Origin of the sequence: Frankia sp. CcI156, from assembly GCF_001983015.1 — a bacterium.
GTDB lineage: Bacteria > Actinomycetota > Actinomycetes > Frankiales > Frankiaceae > Frankia > Frankia casuarinae.
On the sequence record NZ_MOMD01000028.1, the window covers coordinates 13,433 to 29,852 of the forward strand.

14 protein-coding genes are annotated in these 16,420 nt (G+C 71.0%); 8 read left to right on the forward strand and 6 right to left on the reverse strand.

Annotated features, from left to right (window positions below):
- Positions 1 to 1,128 precede the first annotated feature (1,128 nt).
- From CcI156_RS26855 to CcI156_RS12190, 3 genes are read left to right on the forward strand one after another with little or no spacing between them, the layout of a single operon-like run.
- Positions 1,129 to 1,572 (forward strand): helix-turn-helix domain-containing protein, encoded by a 444-nt coding sequence (locus tag CcI156_RS26855; protein ID WP_254847390.1) that lies wholly within the window; start codon positions 1,129 to 1,131, stop codon positions 1,570 to 1,572.
- A 40-nt stretch (positions 1,573 to 1,612) separates the two neighbouring features.
- Positions 1,613 to 2,257, forward strand: coding sequence for a hypothetical protein (locus CcI156_RS12185; protein WP_023840588.1), 645 nt, complete (start codon positions 1,613 to 1,615; stop codon positions 2,255 to 2,257).
- 6 nt (positions 2,258 to 2,263) lie between these two features.
- Positions 2,264 to 3,259 carry an NlpC/P60 family protein gene (locus CcI156_RS12190; protein WP_011434517.1) on the forward strand — a complete coding sequence of 332 codons (996 nt, stop codon included), beginning with the start codon at positions 2,264 to 2,266 and terminating at the stop codon, positions 3,257 to 3,259.
- Positions 3,260 to 3,304: 45 nt separating this feature from the next.
- Here the strand turns inward: CcI156_RS12190 and CcI156_RS25625 are convergent, their stop codons facing one another.
- The 3 genes from CcI156_RS25625 to CcI156_RS12200 all read right to left on the reverse strand — a co-directional run bounded on the left by CcI156_RS25625 (position 3,305) and on the right by CcI156_RS12200 (position 7,922).
- On the reverse strand, positions 3,305 to 3,463 hold the full coding sequence (locus CcI156_RS25625; RefSeq protein WP_175637578.1) for a hypothetical protein: 159 nt from the start codon (positions 3,461 to 3,463) through the stop codon (positions 3,305 to 3,307).
- A gap of 325 nt (positions 3,464 to 3,788) precedes the next feature.
- A complete protein-coding gene (locus tag CcI156_RS12195) occupies positions 3,789 to 5,387 on the reverse strand; it encodes an FAD-binding oxidoreductase (RefSeq protein ID WP_011434519.1) in 1,599 nt (532 codons plus the stop codon).
- 123 nt (positions 5,388 to 5,510) lie between these two features.
- Entirely contained in the window at positions 5,511 to 7,922 is a 2,412-nt protein-coding gene (locus CcI156_RS12200; protein ID WP_076805754.1) for a protein kinase, read from the reverse strand.
- Positions 7,923 to 8,191: 269 nt separating this feature from the next.
- Here CcI156_RS12200 and pgi point away from each other — a divergent pair, with 269 nt between their 5' ends.
- On the forward strand, positions 8,192 to 9,862 hold the full coding sequence (gene pgi / locus CcI156_RS12205; RefSeq protein ID WP_076805756.1) for a glucose-6-phosphate isomerase: 1,671 nt from the start codon (positions 8,192 to 8,194) through the stop codon (positions 9,860 to 9,862).
- 93 nt (positions 9,863 to 9,955) lie between these two features.
- Positions 9,956 to 10,297 carry an STAS domain-containing protein gene (locus CcI156_RS12210; RefSeq protein ID WP_076805763.1) on the forward strand — a complete coding sequence of 114 codons (342 nt, stop codon included), beginning with the start codon at positions 9,956 to 9,958 and terminating at the stop codon, positions 10,295 to 10,297.
- A gap of 42 nt (positions 10,298 to 10,339) precedes the next feature.
- Here CcI156_RS12210 and CcI156_RS12215 read toward each other — a convergent pair whose 3' ends face one another.
- Positions 10,340 to 10,627, reverse strand: coding sequence for a hypothetical protein (locus CcI156_RS12215; protein ID WP_035728991.1), 288 nt, complete (start codon positions 10,625 to 10,627; stop codon positions 10,340 to 10,342).
- A 242-nt stretch (positions 10,628 to 10,869) separates the two neighbouring features.
- Here CcI156_RS12215 and CcI156_RS12220 point away from each other — a divergent pair, with 242 nt between their 5' ends.
- Positions 10,870 to 11,193 (forward strand): hypothetical protein, encoded by a 324-nt coding sequence (locus tag CcI156_RS12220; RefSeq protein WP_011434523.1) that lies wholly within the window; start codon positions 10,870 to 10,872, stop codon positions 11,191 to 11,193.
- A 21-nt stretch (positions 11,194 to 11,214) separates the two neighbouring features.
- Here the strand turns inward: CcI156_RS12220 and CcI156_RS12225 are convergent, their stop codons facing one another.
- Both CcI156_RS12225 and CcI156_RS24070 read right to left on the reverse strand, forming a co-directional pair.
- On the reverse strand, positions 11,215 to 14,484 hold the full coding sequence (locus tag CcI156_RS12225) for an adenylate/guanylate cyclase domain-containing protein (protein WP_254847391.1): 3,270 nt from the start codon (positions 14,482 to 14,484) through the stop codon (positions 11,215 to 11,217).
- Positions 14,485 to 14,639: 155 nt separating this feature from the next.
- A complete protein-coding gene (locus CcI156_RS24070) occupies positions 14,640 to 14,975 on the reverse strand; it encodes an ATP-binding cassette domain-containing protein (protein ID WP_254847392.1) in 336 nt (111 codons plus the stop codon).
- 130 nt (positions 14,976 to 15,105) lie between these two features.
- On the opposite strand from CcI156_RS24070, the gene CcI156_RS12235 reads away from it, so the two are divergent.
- Both CcI156_RS12235 and CcI156_RS12240 read left to right on the forward strand, forming a co-directional pair.
- Positions 15,106 to 15,732: a nitroreductase gene (locus CcI156_RS12235; protein WP_011434526.1), complete on the forward strand. Its 627-nt coding sequence runs from the start codon at positions 15,106 to 15,108 to the stop codon at positions 15,730 to 15,732.
- A gap of 173 nt (positions 15,733 to 15,905) precedes the next feature.
- Positions 15,906 to 16,420: hypothetical protein (locus tag CcI156_RS12240; protein WP_076805759.1), on the forward strand; the 515-nt coding region annotated here is incomplete at its 3' end.

Sequence of the window (16,420 nt, forward strand, 5' to 3'; positions counted from 1 at the left end):
GGCGCCGCATCCGTCGGCGCGGCCGGTGTCGGCCGCGGAGGCTGCGGATGGCGGGGCGCGGAGGCGCGCGGCGGCCGGACGCGTGGCCCGTTCGGGGCAGGCAATGGCCCGTTCGGGTGTGGTGGTACCGCAGTTGGGTCGCCACCGGCACCAGGACTCGCGGCCGGGCTGACGCCTCGGCCTGACGCGCTGCCACCCGGCGCGCTGCCACCCGAGGCGGTGTCCGCCTTCCGCGAGGATTCCACCGCGCCCGGGGGGATCGGGGTCGAACCGCGGGGATCTGCCGGCCGGGTTGGACGGCGGGAGGGATCAGCCTGGTTACGGGGCGGAATCGCCGACGGGCGGCCGGCGCGCCGGGCAGCGGCGCCGCGGGTGCGCCGGGAGCTGGTGTCCGCGCCCGTGGTCGCCCGGCCCGGCCCGGCGCCGGGTGCCTCGGTCCTGGCGCCCGGCACCGATGGCGGTGTGTCGTCGGACGTGTTTGTACGGTCCGCACCCGAACGGGCCGCCGATGTCGCATCATCGAGGTGGAATGCCTCGCTCTGCCACGCTTCGTCGAGTGGCTGCGGCGAGCCCGTCCCGCCCCGCCGTCGATGCCGTCGGCGCCCGGATCGTGAATGGGGAGGTGACTCTACGTCTTCGGTGCCTGCTGCTTCGTCCCGTACGTACTGATCGTTTCGTATGTACTGATCGTCTCGTATGTACTGATCGTTCCGGATGGGCGGACCGTCGGGARGGGAGACCGACGAGGGGATGCGGGCACCAATGAGCGAAACGGGCCGCGCGTCGCCTTCCTCACCGTACGGTGCCTGTGGCACATCGCTCACGCGCCGTCGACCTCCCGGCCTTCTAAGGTTAGCTAGTGCCAGTTAAGGTTACTTACTGTTATCTGCGCTCGGCTGCGGTCGGATCGATGTAACACGAGTCATTCGAGTATGACAAGCTCTGGTCGAAGCTACCCATCATGGGTGGGTCGGTGTACCTTCCGGAACCGGAGATGTGCCGTCCGGATTGAGGGGACGAACCGGCGGACGGTTTGGCGGACGGTTGGCTGTGATCCGCGACGTGGCGGGCTGGGGGCGGCCTGGACGACACGGCACCGTGCGTGCGGCAGATGGGAAAGGAGCGTCGGTGGCGCAGGACGGCTTCTCGATGGCGACGCCTCGGCCATCCCAGCGCTCCGGCGCACCGCAGGGGGTGACGCCCGCGAAATCCCCGGTCGGCTCGGCCCCGGCCCGGTCTGCTCCGGCGGCATCCGGCCGGGTCCGCACGGCCTCGGCCCGCTCGACCGGCATGTCACCGACCGTCGCATCCCGCGGCACACCGGCGCCCGCCGCCGCGGCGCCTCCGCTCGCGCCCCCTCCGCTCGCGCCGACGTCGGCCGGTGGCGTGYCGTCCCGACCCTCCGACGACGACGAAGTGCTCACCGTTGACGAACTGGTCGCCTGGTTGCGGTTGTCGGAGAGCACCGTCCTCAAGCTGCTTTCGGAACGGGCCATCCCGGCTCGCAAGGTCGGTCACCAGTGGCGGGTGCGTCGGGGGCGGGTGCGGGACTGGCTGGACGGTCGGGAATGAGCGCTCTCACCCCGGTGCCGCCTCGCTCCGGCCGGCCGCGGTGAAGCCCCGCCCCTGGCTGGCCGTCGGGCTGCTGCTCACCGTGGTCACCGTGGCCGGATGCGGCGTGTCGGGTAGTACTGCCGGTCCGTCTCCCGCCCCGTCCGCCACCACGGGGCCACCGCCCGGGGCGAGTCAGGCGCCGGGTCCGCCGCTGGCCACCGCGTCCGCGCCACCAACCGGCGAGGTGGACCGGAAGGACCCGTCGGCGGTAGCCGCCGACTGCTTCACACGCTGGCAGTCCTTCGACGCCCGGACGGACCCCGGCCCGGCAGCCGGTGTCGAGCGGGCCCGCGACTGCCTCACCGAGGACTTCGCGGCCAGCCTGGGCGCCGGGGGCGCGGGCGCCGGGGGGTCCGGAACCGCTGCCGGTGGGGACGGTCAGGCGTGGCAGGAGGTGCGCGCCGCGGGCACCCACTCGCGGGTGACCGTGCTGGCGACCACGCCCCTGGGCGGGATCGACACGACGGCCACCGGTCGGGTGGTGCTTCAGCTGAACGTGCGCCGCGAGACGGCGGCGGGCGGCGCCGCCCCGGTGGTGACGCTGTCCACCCCCGCGCTCACCCTCCTGCGCCAGACCGACGGGACGTGGCGGGTCGCCGGTGCGGATCTGTCGAGCGTCGCCGGTGACGCACCGGGCCGGTGAGGCGTGATGGCCCGCGGCTTCACCCGTAAGCGTTCCCGCTGGCTGGTCTGGACGGGGGCGGGCATGGCCCTCGCCGTCGGCGGCATCGTCATGCTGGTCGCCGTCCTCATTCTGATCATCACCGGTCCCTTCATCCAGGATCAGGGCGGGGGTAACCGGACCATCAGGAACTCCGACGGCATCCCGGCCGAGTACCTGCAGACGATCATTGATGCGGCGAACGCGGCCGGGTGCGCCGAGGTGACTCCCGCCCTGCTGGCCGCCCAGTTACATCAGGAGTCGGGTTTCAACCCGCGGGCCCGGTCACCCGTGGGCGCGATGGGGATCGCCCAGTTCATGCCCGGGACGTGGGCGTCCCACGGGCAGGGCGACGTGTGGAACCCGGCCGACGCGATCCCCGCGGCGGCCCGGTACGACTGCGCGGTGGCGGCCTCGGTCGCCTCCGTGTCCGGCGCGGCCCAGGAGAAGATGCTGGCCGCGTACAACGCGGGAGCGGGCGCGGTGCTCGCCTTCGCCGGCATTCCGCCGTACACCGAGACGCGTAACTACGTCCGCACGATCCTCGCGCAGGCGCAGGTGTACGGTGACGCCTTGGAGCTCGGCGTCGACATCCCCGCTGGTTCGGTCGCCCCGATGGTCGCCTTCATGCGGTCGCAGATCGGCAAGCCCTACGTCTGGGGTGCGACCGGTCCCGACGCCTGGGACTGCTCGTCGCTGGTCCGGGAGGCGTATCGCCGCATCGGCATCGAGCTCCCCCGCGTGACGACCGACCAGCTGCGGTTCGGCCCGCAGGTCGCGGGCGTCGATCCGCAGCCGGGGGACCTACTGTTCACCCCGGGCACCGACGGCACCGCCGAGGCGCCGGGTCATGTCGGGATGTACATCGGCGACGGCCGGGTCATCGCGGCCAAGGGAGCGCGGTGGGGGGTCGTCGAATCCGACATCTCGGACTGGAGTGGGACCGTGGCCGTGACCAGGCCGCTGGCCAGGCAGCGTTCCTGATCCGGATTTCCTGCTCCGGACACTCCGGGTGTGCYGTTGCTCCGCTCAGGTAGCCRCCTGGGACACGAAGGTGGACAGCCCGTCGGCCACGCCACCGAGCGCACCGACGGCGCTGTGCACCACATCGGCGGCGTTACCCGGTGCTGTCACCGCGAAGAACAGGGCGAACAGCCCGACGCCATACGGCCAGAAGATTTTTTTCATCGAGGACCTCACAGAAAACCCAGTCGACACGGCCAGACGGACACCAACGTCGGTGCGTTACCGACAGCATGTGTGTACTCACCTTGAGTAGTCACCGCAAGATGAATCGCCGGAGCGATGAGTGAACTGCGCGGTGGCGGGGCCGGGGGACAGCGGATGGACAGGGATCTGACCATAGGTGGGCAGTAGGCAACGGATGGGTGAACGGATCTAATAGTGCATGCCACCCCGGGTCGGTTGACTTCGATTCCCGGCGCGGGGTGGCTGTCCGGGGCAATGGCCGGGGCCCGGCCGGGGAAGCTCCCGCCGGAGCCGCTCAGGACCGTCAGGACGGCGCGATGCTCTGCGCGAAGCGAAACAGGTTGTCCGGGTCGTAGGCGCGCTTGACTTGGCGCAACCGCGGAAGGTTCGCCCCGTAGTACGCATCGGCCCAGGTGGTGAGGTCCGGGTCGATGTAGTTCTGGTACGCCGACGACGACATGAACGGCGCCGTCGCCGCCACCGTGGATCGCAACCAGCTCTGGTTAGCCTCCTTGTCCGCAGGGGATGCGTCGACGGAGTAGCCGGCGACGAACTGGGCGCTGGCGAGCGTGTTGCGGTGCACGAACGCCGTGTCACCCGGGCCGACCCGGTTGATCGCGCCGCCCCAGGAATCCAGGATCACGCCACCCGGACCGGCCCCGGGTGTGCGCTGGCGTCGCTCGAGCGCGGCGAGCATCGTCTCGATCCCGCCGGCAGGCATCGGTTCGGTGAGGAATGCCGAGGCAGCCCGTTGGGCCACCCGTGGCAGGGTGCCTCCGGGCGTCCGGTCGCGCAGGTGGCACGCGTCGACGCTTTTGCCCGCGCAGCCCGCCTCAAGCAACATCGTCTCGAGATGGCCACGCTGGGCGACGAAGGTGCTCGAGGGCCTCCGGCCGACGGCGGCGACGAGGTCGGCGAGTCGATCCCGCAGCCACGTGATCCGCGTGTCGTCGGCGCCGCCCGCGAGCACGCCGCTCACCCGCAGGGCTGGGCTGCCGGTGGCCCCGGTCGTCGGCATCGAGGTCACGACGCAGGTCGACCACAGGTCCTCCGGCGCGCCGCCGCTGTCGGCGATCCAGCCCTGCCACGCGGTGAGCACGTCCGCCGCCACGTCCCAGGGCCAGCGGTAGGTGAACAGCGCCAACGGTGTCGCCCGATGGGTGGCGAAGGTGAACGACGTCACGATGCCGACGTTGCCCCCGCCCGCACCGCGTAGCGACCAGAAGAGGTCCGGCTCGGTGTCGGCGTCGGTGCGCACGGTCTCCCCGGAGGCCAGCACGACCTCGGCGGAGACCATCCGATCGCAGGTCAGACCGTAGCGCCGGCTCAACACTCCGATGCCGCCGCCGAGGGCGAGCCCGGCGATGCCGACGGTCGGGCATGATCCGGCTGGCAGCGCCAGCCCGTTCTCGGCGAGTGCGGAGTAGACGTCGATCAGCAGCGCTCCGGCCCCGATCAGCGCGGTGCCGTCGGGCCCCGGCCGGACCGACGCCATCGCAGTCACGTCCACGACCAGYCCGGTCGTCGTTGAGTAACCCCCGTAGCTGTGGCCACCGGCCCGCGCGACGAGATGTATCCCGGTGGAGCGGGCGAAGTCGATGCAGGCCGTGACGTCCCCCGCGGACATGGCACGGACCACCGCCTGCGGACGTACCGCGTCGAAAGCCGGGTCGAACAGCATGCTGGCGACGGCGTAGTCCGGATCGGTCGGTCGCAGCAGCGGACCGGTCAGTCGTTCGTCGAGCGTGCGCCAGTCGATCTCCGTCGGTATTGGGTGGGGGGCGTCCTCCTGCTGACAGGCGCTCATCAGGCCGCCACCGAGCCCGAGCGCGGCGAGCCCGAGCCCGCCGGCTCCGGCTGCGGCGGTCCGTAACACCGATCGTCGGTCAGGCTCGTAATCCACGGTCAGTCCTCACGGCTGCTACGAGTCCGGGGAGTGGACGATGGTCGTCACGAGTCGTCCGACCATCCGTGCCATCGGCGACAGCCTAGGTCACCGGCGACACCCTAGGTCACCGGCGACACCCTAGCCCGGTTGGGCGACGGTCGTGATGGTGCCGTTCGGATCGATGCGGCGCACCCGATCGTTGCCGTTGTCCGCGATGTAGAGCGCGCCGCTGCCGTCGACCGCGACCGAGCTCGGGTTCTTGAACTGGGCCGCGGTCGCCGGGCCGCCGTCGCCGCCGGAGCCTTCGCCGCCGGTGCCGGCGATCGTGGTGATCACGCCGTTCGGGTCGACCCGGCGGATCCGGTGGTTGCGGTAGTCAGCGAGGTAGAGCGTCCGGCCGTCCGGGCCGACGGTGAGCGACGGCACGTTCAGCCTGGCCCGGGTGGCCGGGCCGCCGTCACCCGAGAAGCCCCCCTCACCGGTCCCGGCGACGGTGGTGATGATCCCGTCCGGGGTCACCTTCTGAATGGTGTCGCTGGCGAGGTCGGCGAAGTAGAGGGTGCCGTCGTCGGTCATCTGGAGATCGTTCGGGCCGTTGATCTTCGCTGCGGTGGCCGGGCCGCCGTCGCCGGTGTAACCCGCGACTCCGGTGCCCACGTACGTGGTAATGATCCCCTGTGGGCTGATCTTGCGGATCCGGTGGTTTTCGTAGTCGGAGAGGTAGACGCTGCCGTCCGGCCCGGTGGTCACCTTTTCCGCACTGTTGATCTTCGCCGCGGTGGCCGGGCCGCCGTCGCCGCCGTAACCGGCGTCACCGGTGCCGGCGATCGTGGTGATGATCCCGGCTGGGCTGATCTTGCGGATCCGATTGTTCTTCGCGTCCCCGATGTAGATGTTGCCGGCCTTGTCACGGGCGGTCGATCCGGGCCCGTCAAGCTGCGCCGCGGTGGCCGGGCCGCCGTCGCCGCTGATCCCGCCGGCTCCGGTGCCCGCGAGGTCGCTGACCGCCCCGGCGGGGGTGATCTTCTGGATGCGGTCCGTCGCGAGGCTGGAGACGAGTAGCGAGCCGTCGGGATCGACATCGACGCTGTAGGGGCTCAGGCCCTGCACCGACAGCGCCGTTCCCCGGTAGGCGGTTGCGAGGCGTGCCGTGCCGCCGCCGCGGTCACCGCCGCGGCTGCCGCCGCCCGAGTTCGTCACCGCTGCCACGATGCCGACGGTGATGGCGACGATGACGACGAACGCGACCGCTCCGATGATGAGCGGCGTCCGGTTACGGGCGTTCGGACTCGACTGGTGCCCGGCCTGGCGGGTGGCGGCCGGCGGTACCCCCGCCATCCCGTGCACCGGTCCCCCCGGACCGGGCCGGTACGTCTGGCCGCCGGGACCGCCGGGGGCACCCGGTCCGCCTGGGGCATCCGGTCCGCCATAACCGGGGCCGAGCGACCGCGGCGCTGGGGTCGACCGCGGCGGTGGAGTGTTGCCCGGCGGGAATCCACCCCAGCCCGGCCCACCCGGTGGTGGATATCCCCCCATCGGATGGCCGGCCGGACTACCGGGTGCTCCGGGGCTACCGGGGAAGCCCGGACTACCGGGTGCTCCGGGGCTACCGGGGAAGCCCGGTCGACCGGCGGCCGGCGGGCGCGGGGTGGTCGAGGTGGCGAGCGCCGCCTCCCGGATCTCGTCGTCGATCCGCACCTTGACGTCGGACCGGGACAGCCAGGTCGGGCCGAACGCGCGGCTGCTCGCTCGGGCGAGTTCCAGGGCGAAGTCGGCGGCGTCGGCGAAGCGGATGCTCGGATCCTTCGCCAGCGCCCGCAGGATCACCGCGGAGACGGGTGGCGGAACCATGGTGAGCGGTTCCGGCATGATCRTCAGATGGTGGTGGGTCAGCGGTTGCACCGCCATCTGACGGCCGAACAGCGGCCGGTTGGCGATCATCTCGTAGAGCACACCCGCGAGGGCGTAAAGATCGGTGGACGGGAAGAGACGCGTCCCCATGATCTGCTCGGGAGYCATGTAACGCGGCGTTCCCAGGATCGCGCTGGCGGTGGTCTCCGCTCCGTCGAAAATCTTGGCGATGCCGAAGTCGGTCACCTTCAGCAGCCCGTCGCCGGCGAACATGATGTTGTCCGGCTTGATGTCCCGGTGCAGCACTCCGTGGCCGTGCGCCGTGGCGAGGGCGGCCGCGGCCGCGAGCCCGATCGAGCAGGTGGTCTCGGCGGAGACCGGTCCCGAGCTCATCCGCTGTTTGAGCGTGCCGCCGGAGAGCAGCTCCATGACGAGCAAGCAGGTGCCCTCATGCTCCACGTAGTCGTGGATACGCACGATGTGCGGATGATCCAGTTCGGCCAGCACCCGAGCCTCGGACAGGAAGCGGGTACGCAGATCGGGGTCGTCGGAGGTGTCCAGCAGGATCTTGATCGCGACCTTGCGGCCGATGAGCCGGTGCTGGCCGGCCAGCACGAGCCCGTAGCCACCCCGGCCCAAGTCGCCCTCGACGGAGTAACCGGGAAGCGCCGCCTCCACCCGAGATTTATCTATCAACAAGGTCCAGATCCGTCCGCTACCACGCCGGGCATCCGCTGTACCGCCACCCGTGCGCCGAGAACCATCCTGGCCTGCAATGACGCCCTTCGTCGGATTCCTGGTGATCCTACGGCCCTGACCCCCCATTCCCTACCCCCGGCAGGCCGATCCGGCGTGCCGGATCGGCGACACGGGCATGCCGACGGGGCTGACGAGCGCCGCCGCCGCCGCAGTGCGGATGATGGGCACTGCGGCACACGTTGAACCTGCGAGGAAGGGCATCCCACGTCATGTCGACAACCGAGCCCGCTGCCCCGGTGGCTCCGCTGGACATCACCGCGACCGAGGAATGGGCGGCGCTCACCACGCATCTGCGCGAGATCTCCGAGGTGTCCCTGCGGGATCTGTTCGCCGCCGATCCCCGGCGTGGCGAGACGTTCGCCGCCGAAGCGGACGGACTCTATCTTGACTACTCCAAGAACCGGCTGACCGCGCGCACCGTCGAGTTGCTGACCGCGCTGGCCCGGCGCGCCGGGCTGGCGGACCGGATCGAGGCGATGTTCCGGGGCGAGAGAATCAACGTCACCGAGAACCGACCGGTGTTGCACGTGGCGTTGCGCGCCCCGGCCGGAACCCGGATCGAGGTGGATGGCGTCGACGTCGTCCCCGACGTGCATCGGGTGCTCGACGCGATGTCCCAATTCGCCGACCGGGTGCGGTCGGGGGACTGGCTGGGGGCCACCGGTGAGCGGATCCGGACGGTGGTCAACATCGGCATCGGCGGCTCCGACCTGGGACCCGCCATGGCCTACGACGCCCTGCGCGACTATGCCGACCGGTCGATCGAAGTCCGGTTCGTCTCCAACGTCGACCCCACCGACATCTGGGAGGCCACCGCCGATCTCGATCCGGCCAGCACCCTGTTCATCGTCTCGTCCAAGACGTTCACCACCCTGGAAACGATCTCCAACGCGCGGGCCGCACGGTCCTGGCTCACCGGCCTGCTCGGCGAGGACGCCGTTTCCCGGCACTTCGTCGCGGTCTCCACGAATGCCGAGAAGGTCGCCGAGTTCGGTATCGACACCGTGAACATGTTCGAGTTCTGGGACTGGRTGGGCGGCCGGTACTCGGTGGACTGCGCGATCGGCCTCTCGCTGATGATCGCGATCGGGCCGCCGAACTTCCGGGAGTTCCTTGYCGGTTTCGCCGCTATGGACACGCACTTCCGGACGGCTCCGTTCGAGCGGAACCTTCCGGTTCTGCTCGGTCTGATCGGCCTGTGGTACCGCGACTTCTTCGGTACAGCGACGCACGCGGTGCTGCCCTACAGCCACTACCTGGGCCGATTCCCGGCTTATCTCCAGCAGCTGGACATGGAGAGCAATGGGAAGTCGGTCGATCTCACCGGGCGGCCYGTGTCGACGCCGACCGGACCGATCGTCTGGGGGACTCCCGGCACGAACGGACAGCATGCGTACTACCAGCTCCTGCACCAGGGGACAACGATCGTTCCGGCCGATTTCATCGGCTTCGTCCGGCCGAACCATCCCGGGGTGGGCACGGCGGATGGCGCCGGGGTGGACCAGCACGCCCTGCTGCTRGCCAACTTCCTGGCGCAGACAGAGGCCCTCGCGTTCGGCCGGACAGCCGCGGAGGTGGCCGCCGAGGGTGTCACGCCGGACCTCGTTGCGCATCGGACCTTCCCGGGTAATCGACCCTCGAACACCCTGYTGGCCCAGAAGCTGACTCCGTTCGCCCTCGGTCAGCTGATCGCACTGTACGAGCACAAGGTGTTCACCCAGGGGGTCATCTGGGGGATCAACAGTTTCGACCAGTGGGGCGTGGAGCTCGGCAAGGTGCTGGCCGGTCGGATCATTCCGGAACTCGGGTCCGAGCAGGAACCGGAGCTGGGGCATGACAGCTCGACGAATGCTCTGATCAAGCGTCTGCGGGCCGGCTGAYGCCCGCCGGGGATCCAGCCAACCGAGGCATGTTACTCTGCGTAATCGATCGGGGGTGGCCCCGCGCGGTGACGACATCGGGGGGTGGAAGTCATGCGGGTGGATGCTGGAGCCTTGCGGATGTCCGTGCGGCGGACAGGCGAGGACGTGCTCATCGAACTCGCCGGGGAACTCGACACGGCCGGGCGGCTCCGGTTCCGTGAGCAGATCGGCGAGCATCTCGGCCGGGGCGGGGGGACGGTCAYGGTGGATGTCGCGGGCCTGCGCTCGATCGACGTCCCGGGGCTCGCAGCTCTGCTCCGCGCCGATCTGCTGCTCCGCCGGGTGCACTCATGTCTGGAGATCCAGGCACCCACGCCGGCGTTCGCCGCGTTGTTGCGGGAGGCCGGTCTCGACGGTYGGCTGCGGGTCGGTGGGGGATCCCGCCGCCGCTGACCGCCCCCTCGACTGTCCGCATCCCGCTGGCTGGGAGACGGCTCAGCCGATGAGCGGTGACGTCCGATCGCCCGATGACGCGGGTGCGCTGGGGGTGGCGGGTGCGCTGAGGGTGGCGGGTGCGCTGAGGGCCGCGGGTGCGCTGGGTGACGGTCGTGCACCGGATGGTCCGGAGTCACCCACCGAGGCGGTGCCGTCCTCGGTGACCAGGGAGAGCAACCCGCGGGAGCCGATCAGACGTTTCTCGATTCCGCCCATCATGAGCATCCCCGCCATTACGAAGAGTGGAAAACCGAGCACCATCAGCAGGACGGGTGGTGTGAGACTCACCGAAAGACCCCCAGGCTGGCTTACGGATCTGATCGGCACCATGGACGCCGTACCGTAGGCGTTACCCTCGGACCTCCGTTGCTCACGTCCCGACAGTCGTCTCACCCGACTCGGGTGTCCACCGGGTTCTCCCCGAGGGGGCCGCCGATTCCGGCCGGGTGGAAGAATGAACCGCAGCTCAGAGGTCTGTTTCGGGATGCGTGTTGTTCCCGGTGTCCGCGGGCTCGTACCCTTCCCCCAACATGTCTGCGCGGCCCGCTCCATTGCCCGCTTATAGCGGCCGTCCGTGGGTTCGTGACGCGGACCTGCTTGCGCGTCTCGACCTGCTCTCCGAGCAGATCGATTTCGCCCTCGCCGAGATAGCCCTGCGGCGGGCCGCCTACCAGCGAGCCTGCGAGGAGGAGGCCGCCTGGCCGTGGGCGCCCGTCGGCGTTGAGGTACTGAGCCGGCCGTCCGTGGCGCAGGCTCTGGCCGGCGAGCTCGCCGCCGTCGAGCGGCTGCGGTTGTGGGCGCAGGAGATGTACTGGTTGCAGGAACAGGCGCGGCTGCGCGGACTGCTGCGCTGAGCGCGCGGGCGCGGACCCCCGCTAGCCAGTTCCTGGCGAGGGGTCTCCCGTCCCTGCTGAGGGGTCTCCCGTCCCTGGTGGGGGGCCTCCGGTTCCCGGCGGGGGACCGTCGAGCGCGTCGAACAGCCGGCGGCCGAGGTTTGCCGCGGCGACGTTGCCCCGGTGCAGATACCGGGTGATGCCAGCCTCCAGGCTCTCGGCGGCGTCGTCCTTGCGGCCGGCCCGGTAGAGAACCTCGGCGCGGGACAGCAGCGCATGTCCCTGGCCGTCGACGTCGTCGGTGCGGCTGGCGAGATCGACGGCGGTGTCGGCGAACCGGAGGGCCTCGGCATCGCGGCCGCGCAGCGCCAGGAGCTTCGCGTGGACCCCGCACCATCCGGCCTGGGCCGGTAGCTGGTCGGCGGCGGCGGCGTCCCGACACCGGGTGACATACTTGCCCGCGTCGTCAACCTTGCCGAGCCGGACGAGAACGTCGGCGAGTGCCGCGGCCCGGTTGGCCAGGAACGCGCGTTCCCCCATCCGGGACAGCTGCCGGCAGCTTCGCCGCAGCTCCCGCTCGGCGACTGCCAGCTCGTCGGCGAGCAGCGCCACCCGGGCCACGACGAACCCGCCATGAAAGGGGTCGGTCCGCGGGGCGCGCAGGTCGTGAACGATCTCCTCGGTCGCCTTGAGATGGATCCGCGCGCCCTCCAGATCCCCCGACATGGCGGTGAGGACCGCGAGCTGGGCGAGCACGGCCCGACGCAGAGCCCGGTCGTCGCCGGCGGCGTCGAGGGCCTCGTTCGCCCGGGTGATCCCGACGGCGACCGGCCGGGGCCCCCAACTCATGAGCATGGTGAGCTCGCGGCGCAGCGACTGCGCGGCCCGGGGCACGCCGGACTCCTCCGCGTGCCGGACGGCGTTCTCCATCGCCCGCTCGGCCGCGGCGAACTGCCCGGCCGCCAGGTAGGCATTGGCCTGGCTACGGCAGGCGAGCGCCGCGCCGACCTCGTCGCCGGCCTGCACGAAGTTGGTCAGGCACACCGCGGCTTCGGTCAGCGTCCTGGCGACCAGGCCCTCCGGATCGGTGGAGAACAGCACCCGCAGGTACGCGAGCCGGGCGTGGGCCCGCAGGCCCTCCTCCCCGGCGCGCCGGGCCCGCTCGGTCACCTGGCGCAGGATGCGCTCGGCGTCGGAGAGCCGGCCGAACGAGTACAGCGCCCAGCCGAGGTCGATCTCGGCCCGTAGCCGCAGTGGGTCCGTCTCGGGCAGCAGGGTGATGGCCCGCTTGAGCAGCTGGKCCGCGCCGGTCTCGTCGCCCTGGCGCACCCGGTCCGCCGCCTCGATCAGACAGGTCGCCGCGGATCGGCCCAGCTCGATCGTCTCGGTGTCGCGCTGCCCGATCTCCACCCGGTAACGAAACGCCTGCTCCAGATGGTAGCCGACCAGTTCGTCGTGCTCACCGGGGCCACCCTCCAGCCGGGTCTGCAGCCACTGGGCGAACCGCTGGTGCAGATCGGCGCGCTGCCGTTTGGCGGTGGACTGGTAGGCGCAGTCGCGCAGCAGCACGTGCAGGAACCGAAACGCCTCGACGCCGGGCAGGTCGGACCGGTCCGGATGCACCAGTTCCTTGCGGACCAGGCTCAGACAGTGGGCGGCGACCATCGGCTGTTCGCTCGGGTCCGACAGGTCGATGACAGCGTCGAGGTAGAAGCGTTCCCCCACGATGGCGGCGCGTTCAAGGACCCGCCGTTCGGGCGGGTCGAGCCGGTCGAGCCGGGCCGCGAGCAGGGACGAGATGGTCGGCGGCACCGTCACATTGCGCAGGCTGCCGGTGGCGATCCACCGGCTGCCCTCCCGGCGCAGCAGGCCGTCGTCGACGAGGGCCGCCACCATCTGCTCGACGAACAGTGGGTTGCCGGCCGCGGAGGTAGTGATCCGGGAGACGAGGGCCGGGTCGAGGTCGTCGGAGCCCATCAGGGTGCGGATCAGGCGCTGGCAGCGCGCCTCGGTCAGCGGCGCCAGCAGCATCGAGGTGGCGTTGAGCTTGCCGCCTCCCCAGTCCCGCCGCTCCTCCAGCAGTTCCGGGCGGGCCAGGCACAGCAGCATGATGGGGGCGTCGCGGGACCAGTCGGCGATGTTCTCCAGCAGGTCGAGCAGGGTCGGCTCGGCCCAGTGCACGTCGTCGAACCACAGGATCAGCGGGCGTCGGGCCGCCAGCGCCTGGAAGAAGGACCGGACGGCCCAGAAGCTTTCCTGCGGACCGAGTTCCGCGCCGCCCAGCCCCACCAGGGGCGCGAGCGCCTCGACGATCTCCGCCGCCTGGGTGACACCGTCGAGCAGTTCCCGCAGCCGACGCCGCCCGTCCGGGGCGCTCTCGTCAGCGGACAGACCAGTGGCCTGGCGCACCATCTCCATCAGCGGCCAGTAGGCGATGCCCTCGCCGTAGGACAGGCAACGCCCGGTGAGCACGGTCGCCCGGTTCGCCATGGCCGCGCAGAACTCGCCGACCATCCGGGACTTGCCGATGCCCGCCGGGCCCAGCACGGTGAACAGGTGGCAGGTGCGTTCCTCGACCACGGCCTCGAAGGCGTCCTGCAGCCGGCGGCGTTCCCGGTTACGCCCGATGACCGGGGCGGTGAAGCCGTGGGTCGGGGCCCGGCTGCCGGGACCCGCGGTCGGGTCTACCAGCCCGATCAACCGGTGCACCCGCAGCGGGTCGCGCTTGCCCTGGACGACCAGGGGGCCGAGCGGGCTTACCGTGACGCTGTGCCGGATGAAGCGGTAGGTGGTGTCCCCGATGAGGATCTCGTCGGGGGGAGCGRCGTGTTCCAGCCGGGAGGCGACGTTCACCGGATCGCCGGTGACGCCACCGCCTGYGACGGTCACCTCGCCGGTGTTGATCCCGATCCGCACCCGCAGTTTCAGGCCCCACTCGCGCTGCAGGTCGGCATTGAGCGCCTCCATCGCCGCCCGGATGTCGAGGGCGGCGCGAACCGCGCGCAGCGCGTCGTCCTCGTGCAGCACGGGAATGCCGAAGACGGCGAAGACGGCGTCGCCGATGAACTTCTCGACCGATCCGCCGTGGGTGTAGATCACTTCACGGACGGTGGTGAAGAACCGCCACATGACCTGCTGCAGCGGTTCGGAGTCGATTCTCTCGCCGATGTCGGTGGACCCGGTGATGTCCACGAACATGATCGTYACGGTCTTCCGGGCGCCGCTCCCCGGGGTGGGAAGGGGGTTCCCACATCCGGAGCAGAAGCGGGCCCGCTCGTGGTTGTCCTCCGCGCATGTCGGGCACGGCACCATGTGCCGGATGGTAGGCCGATCGCGACCCGATGCGGTGGGGGATGCGCGTACCCGACGCGCCTGAGGTGACCCATCCCACGCCGGTGCCACCGCCGGGTCCCGGCCGGGACGGCGCGACCCGGACGGCTCATCCGCCGGCGGCCAGCCTGGCGCGGTCATGACGGCAGCTCCCGCCGCACCGCGAGGAGCGCCGCCACCTGGGCCAACACTCCCCAGCCGACTACTCTCCAGCCGGCCGCGTTCACCTCGACCGCCCCGCAGCCACCGAAGACCAGCACACTGCCGGAACCARGGGTGACCAGACTCAGCAGGATGCGCAGCGTCGTTGTCTTGCCGGAGCCGTTCGGCCGCAGAAAACCGGTGATGTTCCCTTCCCGCACCGTGAAACTCACGTCCCGGACGGCGCGCTGGGACCCGTATCGCTTGGCCAGATGGTCTATTTCAACGACGGCGGTGACGAGAGCCTCCCGGCGGAGGTCCGAGCGGGGCAATATCTACGGTAACCTGTCACCGTTCCAGATCCACCGGCGGCTGTCACCGCTGGCTGGGTCGCGGTCGCCGGCCGGGAGATCGGTACTTCCCGCGGGGGCTCCCCGAACCGCGATCCCCCGAGGAGTTTTCATGGACGCTCTCGCCTGCCTGATGACGCGCCGCACAGCGACCCGGCTCGTCGAACCCGGTCCGACGGTGGAGCAGATTATGATCATGCTTGGCGCCGCCACCACGGCGCCGGATCACAAGATGCTGCGGCCCTGGCGCTTCGTGGTTGTGCGGAGCGATGCCCGCGCCACCCTGGCTGCGGCGATCAAGCGGGCCGCCGAGGCCCTCGGCGGGTTGCCCGAGCCGGTCATCCGCAAGACCGCGGGCAAGGCCACCCGTTCCCCGGCGCTCATCGCCGTCGTCGCATCCCGTGTCGGTTCGAAGGTTCCGGTCGCCGAGCAGGACGCCTCGGCCGCGGCAGCGGCGCAGAACATCTGCCTGGCCGCGCACGCGCTCGGCGTCGCCTCGGCCTGGAAGTCGGTGCCGATGCAGGACAGCGCCGAGGTCCGGGGGGCGTTCGGGCTGACGTCGGACGAGGTGCTGGTCGGCTGGGTGGAGCTCGGGACCCAGGCGGACACCGCGCCGCTGCCGGCGCGGCCCGCCGTTCGGCTGGCCCAGGTCGCGACGGAGATGGAGGTCGACGGGACGCTGGTTCCCGTGGCGGCGGACGATCGGATCTCCCAGTTCGGGCAAGTGACCACGGTGTGAGCGGCAGGTTACCTAAGCTGGAACACAGGTCTTGAGATCGGGCGGCCTGGACCGGGGTATGACTCCGGCTCCCGAGGTGCGACGGGAGGTACGCCGTGTATGGCGGTCTTCGAGGCCGTGGCGGTCTTCGAGGCCGTGGTGGTCTTCGAGGCCGTGGCCGTCTCGGCCTGACCGTGGCCGGAGGGCTGCTGCTCGCGCTGGTCGTCGGATGCTCGGAGCCGGGGTCGAGTGGGTCCGGCGGCTCGGTCGCCCGGCCGGGCTCGGTGGTCACGCCGAGTGCGTCGTCTCAGGACCCGGGCGGCCCGGGCGCGCTCGGGACCTCCGCCGCGGCTGCGACGCCTGACGTCTCACGGGCGCCGGGCCCCTCCGGAACCTCCGCCGCCCCGGACGGTGTCGCGTCACTGCCGGTGCCGACTCCGCGAGCATCCTCCGTCTTCGTCGGAGAGGCCTGTTCCCCCGCCGAGGACACCTCGCCCGCGACCGCCGTCAACGGCCTTGTGCTGTTCTGCGCGCCCGTCGGCGGGACCGGCCCGGCCGGCATCGGTCGATGGTCCACGGAGCCGCCCGCCCCGGCTCCCGTGGTTCGGCCGGATGAGGGCGGGAACTGCGACCCCGAGGACGTCGGGCGCATCGTCCAGGACTCCGCCGGCCGCCCGGTGTCCTGCCTTCGGGACCCGACGGGCACCCT